General features: G+C 33.8%; 11 protein-coding genes and 1 tRNA gene. 8 read left to right on the forward strand and 4 right to left on the reverse strand.

Annotated elements, in window-relative coordinates:
• Positions 1–114: 114 nt before the first annotated feature.
• From BC961_RS05085 to rseP, 4 genes are all read right to left on the reverse strand, one after another.
• On the reverse strand, positions 115–1,914 hold the full coding sequence (locus BC961_RS05085) for a cytochrome-c peroxidase (RefSeq protein ID WP_121924777.1): 1,800 nt from the start codon (positions 1,912–1,914) through the stop codon (positions 115–117).
• Between the two features lie 66 nt (positions 1,915–1,980).
• Positions 1,981–3,453, reverse strand: a complete 1,473-nt coding sequence (locus BC961_RS05090; protein ID WP_121924778.1) for a PhoX family protein — start codon at positions 3,451–3,453, stop codon at positions 1,981–1,983.
• 434 nt (positions 3,454–3,887) lie between these two features.
• Positions 3,888–3,961, reverse strand: a tRNA-Asn gene (locus BC961_RS05095).
• Positions 3,962–4,064: 103 nt separating this feature from the next.
• Positions 4,065–5,408 carry an RIP metalloprotease RseP gene (gene rseP / locus BC961_RS05100; RefSeq protein ID WP_121924779.1) on the reverse strand — a complete coding sequence of 448 codons (1,344 nt, stop codon included), beginning with the start codon at positions 5,406–5,408 and terminating at the stop codon, positions 4,065–4,067.
• 187 nt (positions 5,409–5,595) lie between these two features.
• On the opposite strand from rseP, the gene BC961_RS05105 reads away from it, so the two are divergent.
• The 8 genes from BC961_RS05105 to BC961_RS05140 all read left to right on the forward strand — a co-directional run bounded on the left by BC961_RS05105 (position 5,596) and on the right by BC961_RS05140 (position 17,374).
• Positions 5,596–6,663, forward strand: a complete 1,068-nt coding sequence (locus BC961_RS05105; RefSeq protein ID WP_121924780.1) for an NADH:flavin oxidoreductase/NADH oxidase — start codon at positions 5,596–5,598, stop codon at positions 6,661–6,663.
• Between the two features lie 104 nt (positions 6,664–6,767).
• A complete protein-coding gene (locus BC961_RS05110) occupies positions 6,768–7,808 on the forward strand; it encodes a Gfo/Idh/MocA family oxidoreductase (RefSeq protein WP_121924781.1) in 1,041 nt (346 codons plus the stop codon).
• A gap of 270 nt (positions 7,809–8,078) precedes the next feature.
• The gene (locus tag BC961_RS05115; protein WP_121924782.1) at positions 8,079–9,290 is read left to right on the forward strand and encodes an MFS transporter; all 1,212 of its coding nucleotides are present in this window, start codon (positions 8,079–8,081) and stop codon (positions 9,288–9,290) included.
• Positions 9,291–9,796: 506 nt separating this feature from the next.
• Entirely contained in the window at positions 9,797–12,634 is a 2,838-nt protein-coding gene (locus BC961_RS05120) for a carboxypeptidase-like regulatory domain-containing protein (protein ID WP_121924783.1), read from the forward strand.
• 10 nt (positions 12,635–12,644) lie between these two features.
• Entirely contained in the window at positions 12,645–14,000 is a 1,356-nt protein-coding gene (locus BC961_RS05125; protein WP_121924784.1) for a DUF5689 domain-containing protein, read from the forward strand.
• Between the two features lie 38 nt (positions 14,001–14,038).
• Entirely contained in the window at positions 14,039–14,509 is a 471-nt protein-coding gene (locus BC961_RS05130; protein ID WP_121924785.1) for an FKBP-type peptidyl-prolyl cis-trans isomerase, read from the forward strand.
• A 179-nt stretch (positions 14,510–14,688) separates the two neighbouring features.
• Positions 14,689–15,939, forward strand: coding sequence for a GTPase HflX (gene hflX / locus BC961_RS05135; RefSeq protein ID WP_121924786.1), 1,251 nt, complete (start codon positions 14,689–14,691; stop codon positions 15,937–15,939).
• A 130-nt stretch (positions 15,940–16,069) separates the two neighbouring features.
• Positions 16,070–17,374, forward strand: a complete 1,305-nt coding sequence (locus BC961_RS05140) for a DUF819 family protein (RefSeq protein ID WP_121924787.1) — start codon at positions 16,070–16,072, stop codon at positions 17,372–17,374.
• The last annotated feature ends 14 nt before the right edge of the window (positions 17,375–17,388 follow it).

Raw genomic sequence — 17,388 nt, forward strand, 5'->3', positions numbered from 1 at the left:
TTAAGCGTTTTATACAAAAAAAAGAGACTATCCATTGTGGACAGTCTCTAAAAAAACTTCTCAAATGAATAAGAGAAGCAACCACTAATCAAAACAAAATTTTTTATTTATATATTAATCAAGGTATTTCTGATCCGTTAAGGTGTTCATAAAGGCAACAAGTGCTTTTATCTCTTTTTGAGTAAGATTCAATTCATCTGATGGTAAAGTTTGGTTTTCAACGGTTATTCCAGATCCAACTCCTCCACCTTTGTTGTAAAAATCAATAACTTCTTCTAAGGTAGAAAAAACGCCATTGTGCATGTACGGCGCTGTCACCGCTGCATTTCGTAGAGTTGGTGTTTTGAATGCGTTTTTGAGCTGCGGCATTTCATGTTGTACATATCTTCCCATATCAGGACTTATTTTTAAATTGTTTTTATGCTCTGGAATTCCAATGATTTCATGTTCTGTTTTATTAAATTTTGGTGGAACTGTTCCATTAAAAAGTGGAATGAAATGACAGGTTGCGCATTTTCCTTTACCTGCAAAAACATTAAAACCTTGTTTTTCTTCATTTGTAAAATCGTTAGATTCGCCACGCATGTATTGATCAAATTTACTGTCGAAAGCGTTTAAAGATCGAACGTAACTTGCAAGAGCATTTTGCACGTGCCACTCTTCAACTTTTTTAGATTTTGGAAATGCGTTCATAAATAACTTGTTGTACGCTTTATCTTTGCTTAAAAATGCAACAATACTAGAGAGATCGCCATGCATTTCTTCTTTATTCTGGATTACATCGCTGCTTTGTTTTTCTAAATCCAGTTGTCGCATATCCCAAAATTGAGCATTCTGTAAAGATGCGTAAGTCAGCGTTGGAGTATTGCGAGGCAAGTTACCACCTTTTAAAGAGGTGTTTGTTTTTAGATTATCTGTAAATGCCATTTCTGGATTGTGGCAGGAAGCGCAACTTCTACTCTTTTCTTTCGAAAAGGAATTATCGTTAAAAAGTTGTTTACCTAAAGCTACTTTTTCGGGAGTATATTTATATTCTTTGGAAGGAGTAAAAGCATTGACATCAAAAGCATCTTTTTCGAAAATTGTTATAACATTTGGATTGACCACGCTGTTTTTATCAATAGCTTTAATTTTGTTTTTTTGTTGAAAAGCAATTAAATTACTGCTAATAGGATTTAGGAAATTCTTGATAAAGTGAACTCTGTCAAAAGCATTAAAATCAGAGTTACTACTGCAGTATTTCGCCGCTTCAGAACATAAAACAACTAATTTTTTACTTATTTCATCTTTGTATTCCAAAATGCTAATTGAATTACCTAAAGCAATTAAACTCACCTCCGTTTCTGGAATGGATCGTAATGCAATAGGAGAATCAAAACCAGTAATTCCAAGTGCAAGTATTCTATTAACTTGCATTTTTAAAGCGTCTAGAACATAATCATCAGAAATGGTGATGACGGTAAAAGTTTGTCTAACTTGATTCAGATTCGCCTTTATCATCTTTATTTCCCTTATTAAATCATCTTTGTTTTGTAGATTATATTTTGGATAAATCAATTCTTCAATTACTTGGAATCCATTAGGAGGAAGAAATTTATTTTCAGCTACTTCTAGTTCGTCAAGCGCTGGTCCGTTTATAAAGCGAGCGGGATCTGGACAGAAATATTCTACAGCCCATTCCATTTTTTTGTAGGCCAATCGAGCATTAGTAAAAGCTTGATTTAGTTTTTCTTGCTCTGTTTCTTGCTCTGTAACTGCTTGAAAATCATTTATTTTTTGCTCTAAATTTTCGACATCAGCTAGCAATGATTGTTGTACAGTCAATGATTTATATTCTTTTTTACAACCTACTACAGTAACAGCAAGTAGAATAGTAAGAATTATGTTTTTGGTGTAATTAAACTGAGATTTCATTATGAGTCTATTATATAAACCAAAACAACCTGTAGTAGGTTGCTTTGGAATAAATTAATTCTAAAATTACTTTTGAACATTTCTAATAATTACGGTCTGTCCACCTTCTTTGTTCGTGTTAACACCGCTTCCATCAGGATTTTTAAAAGCATCTTTTTGCCAAGTATGTGGGTGAATGTTTAAGATAAATGTATTTGGAACACCTATCACATCAGAGATATCTTCCATTGCGCCATATTCCCAACTACCTAATTTAGTTGTGCCAGATTGATTGTAAGTTGCGTTCCAGACAGCATCATCTCTTTTATGATTCATTGTCATCCATGGTTTGTTTGCTTTTGTAGCAATGTTATATTGCCAGATGTACGAATCGTGTTTTGCATCTGCGTAATAGGAATCCCCATCTTCTTGGATGTAAACATAATTCTCTGTTACACAAATGTTGTCTGGATTTATGATACCAGTTCCCGGCGTAGAATCGCCTTCAACAACTAATTCTATTTTCCCTATTAAAGGATTTTTGTCGTCTAAAACTAATCTATACACTCTTCCCCACATAGTATAACCTGCTACAGGATTGTTTCCGCTAGCTTGACCAGTAGCTGTGAAATAGATTTCACGGTTATTTTTAGCAGAACCTTTTCTATAATCGACATCTTCAACTCTTGAAAAACGAATCGCTCCTAAATTATTTACAGTTGTATTTATTGCTGCTCCAGTTAGGTTTTTAGCATTTGGAATCTCCACAAAAGAAACATCAAAAGAATTTCCTACCGTCATTGTAGTTTCGGTTTGTACACCATCATTTCTTTTTAATGCATACAATTTTCCATTATTAAGATCTCCTACAACTTCATTTACATACATTATTACTTGTCCAGCACTAGTGTGTCCTGTCGAATATCCTTGGTCTTCGCCAATGATAATTACTGTTTTTCCAGCATAAGCTGCTTTTGTTAGCGGTACAGCATTTTCCATACTAGCTTTTCCTAAAGCAGGTAAAACACGGTCCTTTCTACTTTTTTGACTGCTTAGACTAAATGGATCAATTCCGTGTACCATACTTTCTTCACCGCTCTCGCCAGCGGTTAAAAACATAGGTCCAAACCCATGAGTAGCCGGAGTCGCTAAAGTTGCAGAACAAAGTCTGGTCATTCCGCCAATTCCATCAACGATATAATCCCCTTTTATAGGTTTTAATGTTTTATCAAAATAAACTCTGGAAACTGATTTTAATATTTCGTGATTGGTAATCATCATGTACCCATCTCCATTAGGATCTTTCATAAATCCAGCGCCATCAGGTTGTGCACCGTACACGAAAGAAGGAGATTCAGATAATACATCTGTACTACTTATTAAAGAACTTATTTTTAGATTTTCAAACCCTTCTTTAGCAACTACTAAAGCGGGCATTGATGAGGTGTTAAAATCAATTAAAGAGTTGGATTTTTTTTCTTCGTTATCATTTTGACAACTTACAACAGCTAAACTAGCGATAGATAAAATTCCGAGTTGTTTCAGGTAGTTAATTTTCATGCTTCTTGTTTTTAATTATTTTTGACAAAGAAACAGTGAAGAAATGGTAAGCAAGTTAAAGGAGATTATTCAAATCGTGACCATTTTGTTAAGCAGAGGTGATGCTAATGTTACTATGTTAATTTAAGAGTAAGGAAATTAAAAATGATTCTTACTAGAAACATCGGGTATCGCTTATTACAGTGTTTTAAGAATGGTACGTAACTTTACTTAATGTTTTTGGATGATCCTCGTGTATTGTTCTTGATCCAAAAAAGTGTTGCCTTTTAGAAAAATAGATGTTGCCTAATATGTTGCCTTTTTTCCTAAAATAACTTGTCAAGCTGTCAAAAGACAAAAATTCACTATTTTAATCATAATGTGGGGAAGCACTATTCCACTTCACTTTAGTGCAAAAAAAAAGACTATCATTTCTGATAGTCTTTTTATAAAAGCTCCCTCTCTTGGGCTCGAACCAAGGACCCTCTGATTAACAGTCAGATGCTCTAACCAACTGAGCTAAGAAGGAAACTGAGCAGTAAAAAGTAACTTGCGTTACATCTCTAAAGCGGTGCAAAGATAGGCTATCATTTGGTTTGTGCAAATAAAAACCCAACTTTTTTTAATTTTTTTTATCTCCCTACAATTGCTTTGTAAATATCATTTCCATTAGCAAATAGTAATAGTGTTATAAGTAAAACAAAACCAACTAATTGCGCATTCTCTAGGAATTTATCACTAGGTTTTTTACCGCTAATAATTTCGTATAATAAAAACATAACATGACCACCATCAAGTGCTGGAATAGGTAATAAGTTCATTACACCAAGCATGATTGATAATAATGCAGTAATATTCCAGAACGTTTCCCAACTCCACGTGTTTGGAAAAATATCAAATATTGCTTTAAATCCACCTACTTGTTTGTAAGCACCAGTACTTGGACTGAAAATCATTTTCAGTTGTTTCCCGTATCCTATTAATTGATCTTTACCTTTTGTAATTCCAACAGGAATTGCCTCTAGAAAACCAAATTCTTGCTTACTAATTTTATAGTATCCTAATTTCTCAAGATTACTCAAACTTAAGCCACCAACGCCAATTCCTAATTTTCCATCGCTAGTTACAACAACAGGAACTTCAATCTCTTTTAGATCTCTTAAAATAGTAGCAGGAATTGTTTTATTCTTGTTGTTCTCTAAAATGGCTTTAGCTTGATCAAAATATTTAGCAGGCTGACCGTTTAATTTCAACACAACATCTTTTGGCTGTAACGCAGTGTTTTTAGAATCTTCAGAGATTGCTCCCACAACAAACGGCATTCTGATGCTCATTAAGCCTCCTTTTTCATGCTTTGATAGTTGATCAACAAAATCATTTGGCATTTTAATAGTTTGTTGCATGCCATTTCTTTCGATCAAAACCTCTTTTGCCATAATGACTTTCATAGTGATGTCATTATCAAATTTTGCTATTTTTAAACCGTCAGCAGCAAGTATTTTATCACCTGTTTTGAAACCAACATTTAGCATTGCTTTGTTTTCAATCAATAATCCGTCTTTCAAATCATCGTTAGCTATATAAGTTTCGCCATAAGCAAATGCCATACCTATATAGATGATAAATGCTAAAATAAAGTTTACCGTAACTCCACCTAACATGATAATCAAACGCTGATAAGCTGGTTTAGAACGAAATTCCCAAGGTTGTGGCGGCAAAGCCATTTGCTCCTTGTCCATACTTTCGTCGATCATTCCAGAAATTTTCACGTAACCACCTAGCGGTAACCAACCAATACCGTATTCAGTATCTCCAATTTTCTTTTTTAGAAGGGAATATTTAACGTCAAAAAATAAGTAAAATTTTTCGACTCTTGTTTTGAATAATTTTGCAGGAATGAAATGTCCTAATTCGTGAAGTATAATAAGTAATGATAAACTCAATAAAAATTGAGAAAGCTTTATAAATATGTCCATTGTTTAATTTTAGTTCTTTTACAACTCACAAAAGTAAGGTTTTCTATTTGTTTAATTTACAAATATTGTTCCATAGGGTTTTAAAACTTTGTTAATTAATTTAAATTCAATCTTTCCTTTAATTGCAGTCGCTTAACTTTACTTTTTACAACTTATTTTTTAGTTATTTCTACTTAAAGCTTACATTATGAGATCAAAATTATTTTCGCCTCTTTCGATAAAAAGTATCCAATTTAAAAATAGAATTGCTGTTTCGCCAATGTGCCAATATTCGGCAACAGATGGTTTTGCTAACGACTGGCATCTTGTTCATTTAGGAAGTCGCGCTAGCGGCGGTGCTGCATTAATCATTCAAGAAGCGACTTCTGTTTCGCCAGAAGGAAGAATTTCACCTCAAGATTTAGGACTTTGGAAAGACGAACAAATTGATAAATTGAAACAAATTAATCAATTTATAATTAGTCAAAATTCAATTCCCGGAATACAATTAGCGCATGCCGGCAGGAAAGCCAGTGCAGCGTCGCCATGGAACGGTGGTCGAAAGGTAACAATTGAAAATGGAGGTTGGAACACTGTTGCACCAAGTGCTTTGGCGTATCATGAAAATGAAACCGCACCAATAGCATTAGATAAAACCGGGATACAAAAAGTCATTGAAGATTTTAAATCAGCGACTAAAAGAGCAGTTGAAGCTGGTTACCAAGTTGTCGAAATTCATGGCGCTCATGGATATTTATTACATCAATTTATGTCGCCTTTGTCTAATCTTCGAACAGATGAATACGGAGGAAGTTTTGAAAATCGAATCCGATTAACTTTAGAAGTAGTAGCCGCAGTTCAATCAGAATGGCCAGAAAACTTGCCTTTATTTGTTAGAATATCAGCAACAGATTGGGCAGAAGGCGGATGGAATATCGAAGAGTCAATCCAGCTTTCGAAAATATTAAAAGAAAGAGGGGTGGATTTAATTGACGTTTCTTCGGGAGGTGCAGTTTCACATCAACAAATTCCGTTAGGACCTAATTACCAAGTTCCTTTTGCAGAAAGTATAAAAAAAGAAACAGGAATTTTGACTGCGGCCGTTGGTTTAATCACTGATGCCAAACAAGCAGAAGAAATTATCTCGTCAGGAAAAGCAGATTTGGTTTTGTTTGCTAGAGAATCATTAAGAAATCCAAACTTAGGATTGTCATTTGCACATGATTTAGAAGCTGAAATTCAATGGCCAAAACAATACGAAAGAGCAAAAATCTAAAGTAATAGATAGAAAATGAATTTCATAGTTTTACACTACTTAGTACGTTTAAATTTGTGAGATTCATTTTTGGCTTTTACAATTCACTATTTGATTATTACATTATGCAAAAAATTAAAACCGCTCTTCTTTCTTACGGAATGTCAGGAAAAGTATTTCATGCTCCCTTTCTAACTTTCCATCCCGGATTTGAACTCACTGGTTCTTGGGAAAGAAGTAAAAAAGTGATTCATCTTGATTTTCCAAAGGTCAAAAGTTATGAGTCAATAGAGGAATTGTTAGACGATGATGTAGATTTAGTTGTTATAAATACTCCTGTGGCAACGCATTATGAATATACTAAAAAAGTATTACAAGCAGGAAAACATGCAATTGTCGAAAAAGCATTTACGACAACTGTTGCCGAAGCGCAGGAATTATTAGCTTTAGCCAAAGAAAAACGATTAAAACTGGCTGTGTTCCAAAACAGAAGATGGGATAGTGATTTTAAAACAGTTCAAAAAATAATTTTTGATGAACTCCTTGGCGAAATCGTAGAAGCTGAATTTCATTTTGATAGATTTAATCCATTATTGAGTCCAAAACAACATAAAGAAACTATCAATTGTGGATCTGGAATTCTGAAAGATTTAGGTCCACATATTATTGATCAGGCATTATGTTTATTTGGTTTACCACGATCAGTTTTTGCAGATATTCGTATTACAAGGAAAAACTCATTAGTTGATGATTATATTGATATCGTACTCTATTATCCTAATTTTCGTGTGCGTTTAAAAGCGGGATTTTTTGTTCGAGAGGCAAATCCAGCTTATGTAATTCATGGTAAAAAAGGTTCTTTCTTAAAACCTAGAGGCGATGTTCAGGAAGACGAATTAAAATTAGCTAAAAAACCGAATTTAACAACTTGGGGAACCGAGTCAATTGAAAAAAGAGGCTTGTTACATACAGAAATTGATGGTAAAATAATTAATGAAATGATTCCAACTCTACAAGGGAATTATTACGACTTTTTTGAAGGTGTCTATGATTCTATAGTAAATGACAGTATAGAACCAGTTACTGCAAAGGATGGCGTTGCTGTGATGCAAATTATTGAAGCCGCAATTCAAAGTAGCGTGCAGCGAAAAGTAATTGATTTATAAAATTTAATGACAAGACTATTACAGTAATTAAAGTAGATCAAAGTTTTTAAAAGCGATTGGAATTCTAAGAATTAATTAATAATTATATCTCTGAAGAAAATTACACTTTATAATTTGAGAGGCATTATCTTGATACTGAAAATATAATAATATTTGCAGTATTGACTTTTTATAAACAATAACGTTATAGTTTTTTTAGGTCCAATGGTTTTGATTCAATTGCCAATTGCTTGTTGTAATTTTGCACTTTAAAATTTAAAATAAATCGGTTTGATAAATATAAACTTCTTAGGAAGATCAAAAACAAAAGCAAAGTTTAAGAAGCAGTACAAAGACATAAAGATTTCTTATTTAAATAGAATTCGTTGGGCGGTTTCTATGTTTTATTTCGGGATGGGATTGTGCTTTGCAACTTGGGCTAGTAGAATTCCAGATATCAAAACCACTTTGCAACTTAGTGAAGGAGATTTAGGATCAATTTTATTTGCGTTGCCATTAGGACAGTTAGTGATTATGCCATTTTCGGGAAAATTAGTAAGTCGTTTTGGAAGCCACCGAATGTTAGTGTTTTCTTTGCTTTTTTATGTTTTTAGCTTAACAAATTTAGGATTGGCTAATAACGCTTGGCAATTATCGGCGGGATTATTTGTTTTTGGGATATTTGGGAATTTATCAAATATTGCAGTAAATACGCAAGGAGTTTACACTGAAGTGCTTTTCAAAAAAACAATAATGTCGTCATTTCATGGCATGTGGAGTTTTGCAGGATTTATGGGTGCTTTAGTAGGGTTAGCAATGCTAGCATTTGATTTGACACCTTATATTCATTTTCTGATCGTTGGAGTAATAGTATTTTTATTGATGGCTTTCAACTTTCAGTTTCTAGTAAAAGCGAAAGAAACCATAAAGATCAAAAAGAAAAAAATGTTCTCAAAACCAGATAGCGGTTTAATTTGGTTGGGAATTATTGGGTTCTGTAGCATGGCAAGTGAAGGTGTAATGTTTGACTGGAGTGGTGTTTATTTTAAAGATGTCATCAAAGCTCCTGGACCTTTAGTGATTTTAGGATATACTTCGTTTATGATTATGATGGCTGGAGGAAGATTTTTAGGTGATGGTTTAATTCGAAAATTTGGTAGAAAAAACGTTTTACAAATTAGTGGAATTATGATTTCTACCGGACTTTTTACAGCAGTTTTCTTTCCGTATATTGTTCCCTCTACACTCGCATTTATGTTAGTCGGACTTGGAGTTTCTACAATTGTACCTACTGTTTATAGCCTTGCTGGCAAAAATCCTAATGTTTCTCCAAGTATCGCTTTAACAACTGTTTCAAGTGTTAGTTTTCTAGGTTTTTTAATGGGACCACCTATCATAGGATACATTGCTGAGGTTTCAAGCCTCCGATTTTCGTTCGGTTTCATTGGCATTTTTGGTGTTCTAATCGCATTTATGGTTTCTAAAATCGAAGCTGTAGAATAACGTTTTATTTGGGAACCGTAAATCACTTTTTCAAAAACATTTTGTTTTACTCTCAATACTTTAGAACATGATATTCTTGATTATTTCATTGCTTATTGACCTGCTAAATCAGCTAAGATGCCATTAACATCGTGGCTTTAGACTCTTTTTTATTTTCGAAAATGCAGTATAATAAAAATTCTAACGTTTTCAGTAAAAATAAATACATTGAAAATCAATAGATTAGAATTTAATTATTACTTTTAACATTATAATTCTGTCACTCAATTTTTCTTGCTGAATTTCAAATACCACTTTTTCAGTAGGATTATATATGATGCTTTTATCAATTTCCAACTTTAATTTTAATCCAATTATTAATGTTCTCCATCTCGGATAGCGTTATGTACGCTTTTAGTTCAACTTATGAGAGTTTTATAAGTTGAACTTTTCGCATTTCCTATAGACAATAATAGGTTCTATAATTTGGATTTTTCTGTTGATAACCGTTAATAGCATTTGAGTGTATGAATAAATTTTACTTCACAATTTTCTTTATCATTTATGTATCGGGAGCAATTGCGCAAAATAAAAGTGGTTTTTTTGGAAGAATTATTGAAACAAAATCTCAAAATCCATTAGGTTTTGTTGTAGTCAGTGTTCAAAATACTTCATTAATGCAAATTACTGAAACTGATGGGCAATTTATTTTTGATTCTGTTCCTTCAGGTACTGTTTTGCTATTCATCCATAGCCAAGGATTCAAAGATGTACTCCTTCCGCTAGAAATTGTTTCAGACCAAATGCTTGATCTAGGTACAATCAGCTTAGAAGAAGACCAAACATTAGAACAACAAAGCAGTATAATTACACTTGTAGAAAGCGATTTTAGTGATGAAAATAGTAGTTCAGAAAGTACTTCGGGACTTTTACAATCCTCAAGAGATGTTTTTCTACAATCAGCAGCCTTCAACTGGGGACAAGCTCGGTTTAGGGTTCGAGGATTAGACAGCGAATATTCGACGATGATGATTAATGGTGTTGTCATGAATAAAATATATGATGGCAGACCACAATGGGGAGAATGGGGAGGATTGAATGATGCATTGCGCAATCAAGAATTTACGCTGGGAACTGCAGCTTCAGATTATAATTTCGGTGGAATTTTAGGAACGCAACAAATCAATACTCGCGCTTCGATTTATAGACCGGGTTCTCGTATTACTTTTTCAGGTACAAATACTAACTATAGTTGGCGAAGCATGGCTACTTATGCGAGCGGTATGAATCCTTCTGGTTGGGCTTATGTGGTTTCTGCGGGAAAACGCTGGGCACAAGAGGGCTATTTTGAAGGAACGAGCTATGATGCAAATTCTTTTTTTCTAAGTCTTGAAAAAAAATGGAGCGAAAAACATTCATTAAATCTAACAGCAATGTATACTCCAAATTACAGAGCTAAAAATTCTCCAAATACATCTGAAGTCACCGATTTAACGACTATCAAATACAATTCTTATTGGGGTTTTCAAGATGGCAAAAAGCGGAATTCGAGGATAAAATCTATTGAAATGCCTACTATTATGCTCAATCATTATTTTAAAATTAATGATAAAACCAACCTAAATTCTAGTGTAACGTATCAATTTGGTAAAGTAGCTAATAGCAATATTGATTATCAAAATACTATCAGCCCTGATCCATCCTATTATAGAAAAATACCTAGTTTTTATAGTTCGTTATATGCAAAAGATAGCGGAGAATTTTCAGGAGCATTTACGCCAGATTATGAAAATGCAGAGAAAAGCAAAAATTCATTCCTAGCTAATCCTCAAATCGATTGGACTGCTATTTATAAAGCAAATCAAACTCCTTTTCTTGATTCCAATGGCATTATTTCAGGATATGAACCTGCAAAAAGTAAATACGTTCTATATGAGGATCGAGTCGAAGACCAAACTGCTGCAATCAATACTAATTTAACTACTCAACTTTCAGAAAACATATTTTTAAACGCTGGAGCATCATTTAAAAAAATAAAATCTAATTATTCTCAGCATCTTCTAGATTTACTTGGGGGACGATACTTTGAAGATATTGATACCTTCTATAAAGGTTCACAATCTCAATCTGATCTTAATAATGCAGATCGCCAAGTTGTAGTAGGTGAAACATATGGATATAATTACAATTATTTTGCTGCTGTTTTAGAGGCTTTTACTCAGTTTAAATTCACATATAACAAAATTGATTTTTATTTGGCGCAGCAGTTTTCGAATAGAACCTATCAAAGAGAAGGTTTATATAAAAATGGTATTTACGAAAACACATCTTTTGGAAAAAGTGAAAAAGTAACATTTGAAAATTTCGGATTCAAAGCTGGATTTAATTTCAAAATTTCCGGAAAAAAATTGGTTACTTTTAATGCAGCACATTTGACCAAAGCACCTTCTTTACGCAATACTTTTCCCAATTCTAGACTAAATAATTCAATAGTAAATGAACTTGAAAGTGAAAATATTAATAGTGTCGACGTTAGTTATATTTATCGTTCGCCAAAACTAAAAGGCAGATTGACAACATATTATTCACTTATAAAAAACATAACTCAGATTTCATTTTTCTACGCTGAAGGAATTTTTGATGACGGAGCAGGATATTTGAATACGGATGCTTTTGTAAGTCAAACACTAAGCAAATTAGATAAAAAGAATATTGGTGCTGAGTTAAGTTTGGAATACCAATTGACTTCGACAATAAAAACTACTTTGGCCGCAGCCATAGGAGAATATACAATTGCAAGTAATCCTCAAGTTACATTAGTAAATGACGCCAAAGCTTCCATAGAAAATACAAATCCAGTTTTTGATTTTGGAACAGCTGCTCTTAAAAACTACAAGCAAGCAGGAATGCCACAGCGAGCCTATTCTTTTGGTTTAGAATACAGAGATCCAAAATACTGGTGGATTAGTACTAATGTCAATTATCTCACAAATAGCTACGTCGACATCTCAGCAATTTCTAGAACTAAAATATTTTATAAAAATCCAGCTTCCGGTTTTAACTTTCCCGAGGCAACAGAGGAACGAGCTGCAGAGTTGCTAAAGCAAGAAAAATTTGATCCGTTAATGCTTTTAAATCTTGTAGGTGGAAAATCTTGGCGAATACATGGAACGAATTTTGGCATTTTCGCAAGTGTCAATAATGTACTCGATGTTACTTATAAAACTGGGGGATATGAACAGGCTCGAAATGCTAATTTTAGAGAAATGAACCAAGACGTTTCTAGTGGCACGCCATCCTTCGGTAATAAATATTTCTACGGATACGGAAGAACCTATTTTGTGAATTTATATATTAATTTATAGTCTCTAGAACATGAAAAAATCTACTTATAATTCTTATTTCTTTTTTTTATCACTGCTACTATTAAGCGCTTGCACAAACGATAATTTGTCTGCACCACAATTAGTTTGCACGCAAACGGATTTGATTCCTAATATCAAGGTGAGTGAAGTTCGTGCAAACGCAAACGCTATCGTGGCTCAATATAAATACGATGACGTCATTGAAGCTTATGTTATATCAAGTGATGAAGCCGGAAATTTTTTTAAAACTATATCTTTTCAAACCTTGGCTACAGCCGCAACTCCAGCAATAGGTTTTAGCGTTCCAGTTGACGCTACTAATTTATATATTGATTATAGAGTTGGCAACAAAGTATATCTAAAGTTGAAAAACCAATTTACAGATGTTTCATTTGGAGGAATGCGTATTGGAAGCATTTTTGTTAATGGCTATAATGATGGTGGAGTGGGAAGACTTTCTCAAAATGATTACAAAGCAGTTCTTAACGCCTCATGCAAAAACGCTAATGAGGATGAGCTTGTAAAAGCCGTTACAATGACTGAGCTGCTCAATGATTCATACTTAAACACTTTAGTCGAGCTTTCAGATGTTCAATTTTCAATCGCCGCAAAGGGCCGCCATTATTTTGAAGAGACAAATAATGTAGGTGGCGCGACTAATTGGGGACTAATGGATAAGCTTGGAAACCAAATCTATTTTAGAACTAGTAGTTTTGCTAAATTTTCTACTAGCTTAGTTCCTACTGGTAGCGGTAAAGTAAGAGGTGTGCTTACAAAATATGGAACTGATTATCAATTGCTCGCAAGGTCCGAAAAAGATGTCGTTATGGAAGGGGTGAGAGCAACTCCATTCTTTATTCAAGATTTTGAAACTGCAGTTGATAAATCAAATTTGATTCTTGCTGGTTGGACAAACATTGCACAAAATGGATCGCTCTTATGGAAAGGAGGGGTTTCGGCAGGTAATGGTTATGCCGAGTTTAGTATTTCAGGTACTAAAGTAGTTACAAATGTTGCTTGGTTAATTTCACCAAAAATAGATATGGACATCTATAAGAACGAAGTCCTTAGTTTTAGAGCTGCTCAACATCATTTAGATATTGATTCACCGCTTAACGCGCTTGAAGTTTTAGTTTCAACTAATTTTGATGGATTGAACGTAACCAAAGCGACTTGGATTCCGCTGAAAGCAAATTTACCGAATCAATCCACACCATGGCGTCAATTTATAGGAAGTGGCGCAGTAGATTTATCTTCTTACAAAGGGAAAATTAATATAGCGTTCAAGTACAGTGGTTCTGGTAAAAATCTAGCGCTGGATGGTGCTTTCCTAGTAGATGATGTGCAGATTTTTGGCGATAATTAATTTCACTATCTTTGCGGCAAAATAAAATAAAAAATACCATGAAATACACTTTATTAGTACTTGTCTCTTTTCTATTTGTTTCTTGCTTTCCAGATTTGAAATCTGATGTTGAAACACAACCAGTTGATTATACAATCCAAAATGAAAAAGAAATCACTGATTATATTGCTAAAAATAATTTGATTTCCCAAAAAAGCGAAACTGGTTTACATTACATAATTAATGAAGAAGGAACTGGTAAACAGCCTAATGCAAATTCAGATGTAACAGTTGCGTACAAAGGATATTTTACTAATGGTAAAACTTTTGATAAAAGTGAAGCAGCAGGAATTACTTTTAATTTACAACAAGTAATAAAAGGATGGACAGAAGGAATTCAATATTTCAAAGAAGGCGGAAGCGGCGTACTGTTAGTACCTTCTAGTTTAGGTTACGGTAACGGAGGTCGACCAGGAATACCTGGAGGCGCTGTACTTATTTTTGATATAAAATTAATTACTGTAAAATAAATTATAGCATTGATTGATTTAAGAAATCTAAAGAGATTGTCCAATAGGGCAATCTCTTTTTTTTTACTTTAAAAGCTTTTTTTAAAATAATACTATTATTAAAAGCTTGTGATTTTTTTATAAACCCATTACAACATAAGTTCCTTACAAATCATTAAATTTGTAGCTTATTCAAAGACATGTTAGAAAAAGAAGTAATAAATTTCGAAAAAACGGCTATAGTTGGTATTGTAACGCAAAATCAAAGTGAAGAGAAACTTAACGAGTATCTTGATGAATTAGAGTTTTTGACCTTTACTGCTGGAGGCCAAGTGGTAAAGCGCTTTTCGCAAAAAATGGAACGTCCTAATCCAAAGACTTTTGTTGGAACAGGAAAGATTGAAGAGATTCATCAATTTGTTAGAGAAAATGATATTTCAACATTAGTATTTGATGATGAATTGTCTCCTTCACAGCAAAAAAATATATCTAAAATAATTGAGGAATGTAAAATCCTTGATCGAACGCATCTTATTCTTGATATTTTTGCACAACGTGCTGAGACTTCATACGCAAGAACGCAAGTAGAATTAGCGCAATGTCAATATTTACTACCAAGACTTTCCGGAATGTGGACGCACCTTGAGCGCCAAAAAGGAGGAATTGGGATGCGTGGACCTGGTGAAACGGAGATTGAAACAGACAGACGTATTGTACGTGACCGTATCGCATTATTGAAAGAAAAAATAAAAACTATTGATAAGCAACAAGGCGTGCAACGCGGAAATCGTGGTGCAATGGTTCGTGTGGCTTTAGTGGGGTATACTAATGTTGGGAAATCAACTTTAATGAACGCAGTAGGTAAAAGTGATGTTTTTGTGGAGAACAAACTTTTTGCAACTTTAGATACTACTGTTCGAAAAGTGGTGATTAAAAACTTACCTTTCTTGCTTTCTGATACTGTTGGTTTTATTCGAAAATTGCCAACACAATTGGTAGATTCTTTTAAAAGCACATTAGATGAGGTTCGTGAAGCCGATCTTTTATTACACGTAGTTGATATTTCTCACCCTGAATTTGAAGATCATATTGCATCGGTAAATCAGACATTATTAGATATCAAAGCTAATGATAAGCCTGTTATTATGGTTTTTAATAAAATTGATGCCTACAAACATTTGACTATTGATGAAGATGATTTGATGACTGAGAAAACGAATAAACATTTTACACTTGAAGAATGGAAATCAACTTGGATGAGTAGAGTAGGAGAGCAAAATGCTTTGTTTATTTCCGCTACTCAAAAAGAAAATTTTGAAGAATTCAGAGAACGTGTTTATGAAGCTGTGAGACAGATTCACATTACTCGTTTTCCTTACAATAAATTCTTGTATCCAGATTATAAGGATGCTGTTGAAAAGGAAGATAAAGAGGAAAGTGACGACGAATAGCTATATCTCTGTTTAATAAAATGCTTAATCCCTTTTGATTTTTCAAGAGGGATTTTTCTTTGAAAAAAAGTCTAAGTATAAATACTCTTCTTAAAATTAATTTGTTCTATTTTGCAGCCAAATTAAAAACATGAAAAACCCACCTTTTATTACAGACGATACAGTCGTTTTTGGATTATTGATGCTTCTTTTAGCATTTGTGTTTTACACTTCTGCAATAAAATTTGGATTTTGGAAAAAATTCTACGTTGTTTTTCCTTCTTTGTTGATGTGTTATTTACTTCCTTCGATATTCAGCTCGTTAAATATCATTGCACCGGAGTGGAATGAAGTGGGTGAAAGCGGTGAATTAATTGCAAAAAAGTCTTCGATATATTTTATTGCTAGTCGGTACTTACTTCCAGCTGCTTTAGTTTTAATGACATTGAGCATTGATTTGAAAGCGATGTTTAAATTAGGGCCAAAAGCATTAATTATGTTTTTTACAGGAACCGTAGGTGTAATAATTGGAGCTCCAATAGCTGTTTTGATCATGTCTATTTTTTCTCCTGAAACTGTTGGTGGTGCAGGGTTTGATGCCGCTTGGCGTGGACTTTCAACCATTGCAGGAAGTTGGATAGGCGGTGGAGCTAATCAAGCAGCAATGCTTGAAGTTTTCAAATTCAATCAGGAAAAATACGGAGCTATGGTTCTAGTAGACATAGTAGTTGCTAATATATGGATGGCTTTTCTACTATTTGGTATTGGAAAAAAAGAAAAAATAGATAAATGGCTGAAAGCTGATAACAGTTCAATTGAAGAACTAAAAGAGAAAGTTACAGCTTATGCTGATAACGTAATTAGAAATCCTAGCTTAACCGACTTAATGATTATCTTGGGTATTGCTTTTGCAGCGGTAGGTCTTTCGCATTGGGGAAGTAATTCTTTCTCCGACTTTTTAAAAGCTAATTTCGAAATTGTAAATGATCCTACAAGTTTTGCATCTACTTTTGGAGATCGGTTCTTTTGGATGGTTACGATTGCAACGGCTTTAGGAATTCTATTCTCTTTCACTAAACTTAAAGCTTATGAAGGAGCTGGAGCAAGTAAAATAGGAAGCGTTTTTATATATATTCTTGTTGCATCTATAGGAATGAAAATGGATTTAGGATCTGTGATGAGTAATCCTGGATTACTGATCGTAGGGCTGATTTGGATGGCGATTCACGTTCTACTATTAGTTATTGTTGCGAAGATCATTAAAGCGCCATTTTTCTTTCTCGCTGTTGGAAGTAAAGCCAATATCGGTGGAGCAGCGTCTGCGCCAATTGTAGCGTCTGCTTTTCATCCATCACTAGCTAGTGTAGGTGTTCTTTTAGCAGTTTTTGGTTATGTAATAGGAACTTATGGTGCGTTGCTAGCTGCATTTTTGATGGAAATTGCAGCTCCGAAATAGGTTATAGAAATTTT

The sequence above is a fragment of the Flavobacterium weaverense genome, from assembly GCF_003688495.1.
In the GTDB taxonomy this organism is placed as follows: Bacteria; Bacteroidota; Bacteroidia; order Flavobacteriales; family Flavobacteriaceae; genus Flavobacterium; species Flavobacterium weaverense.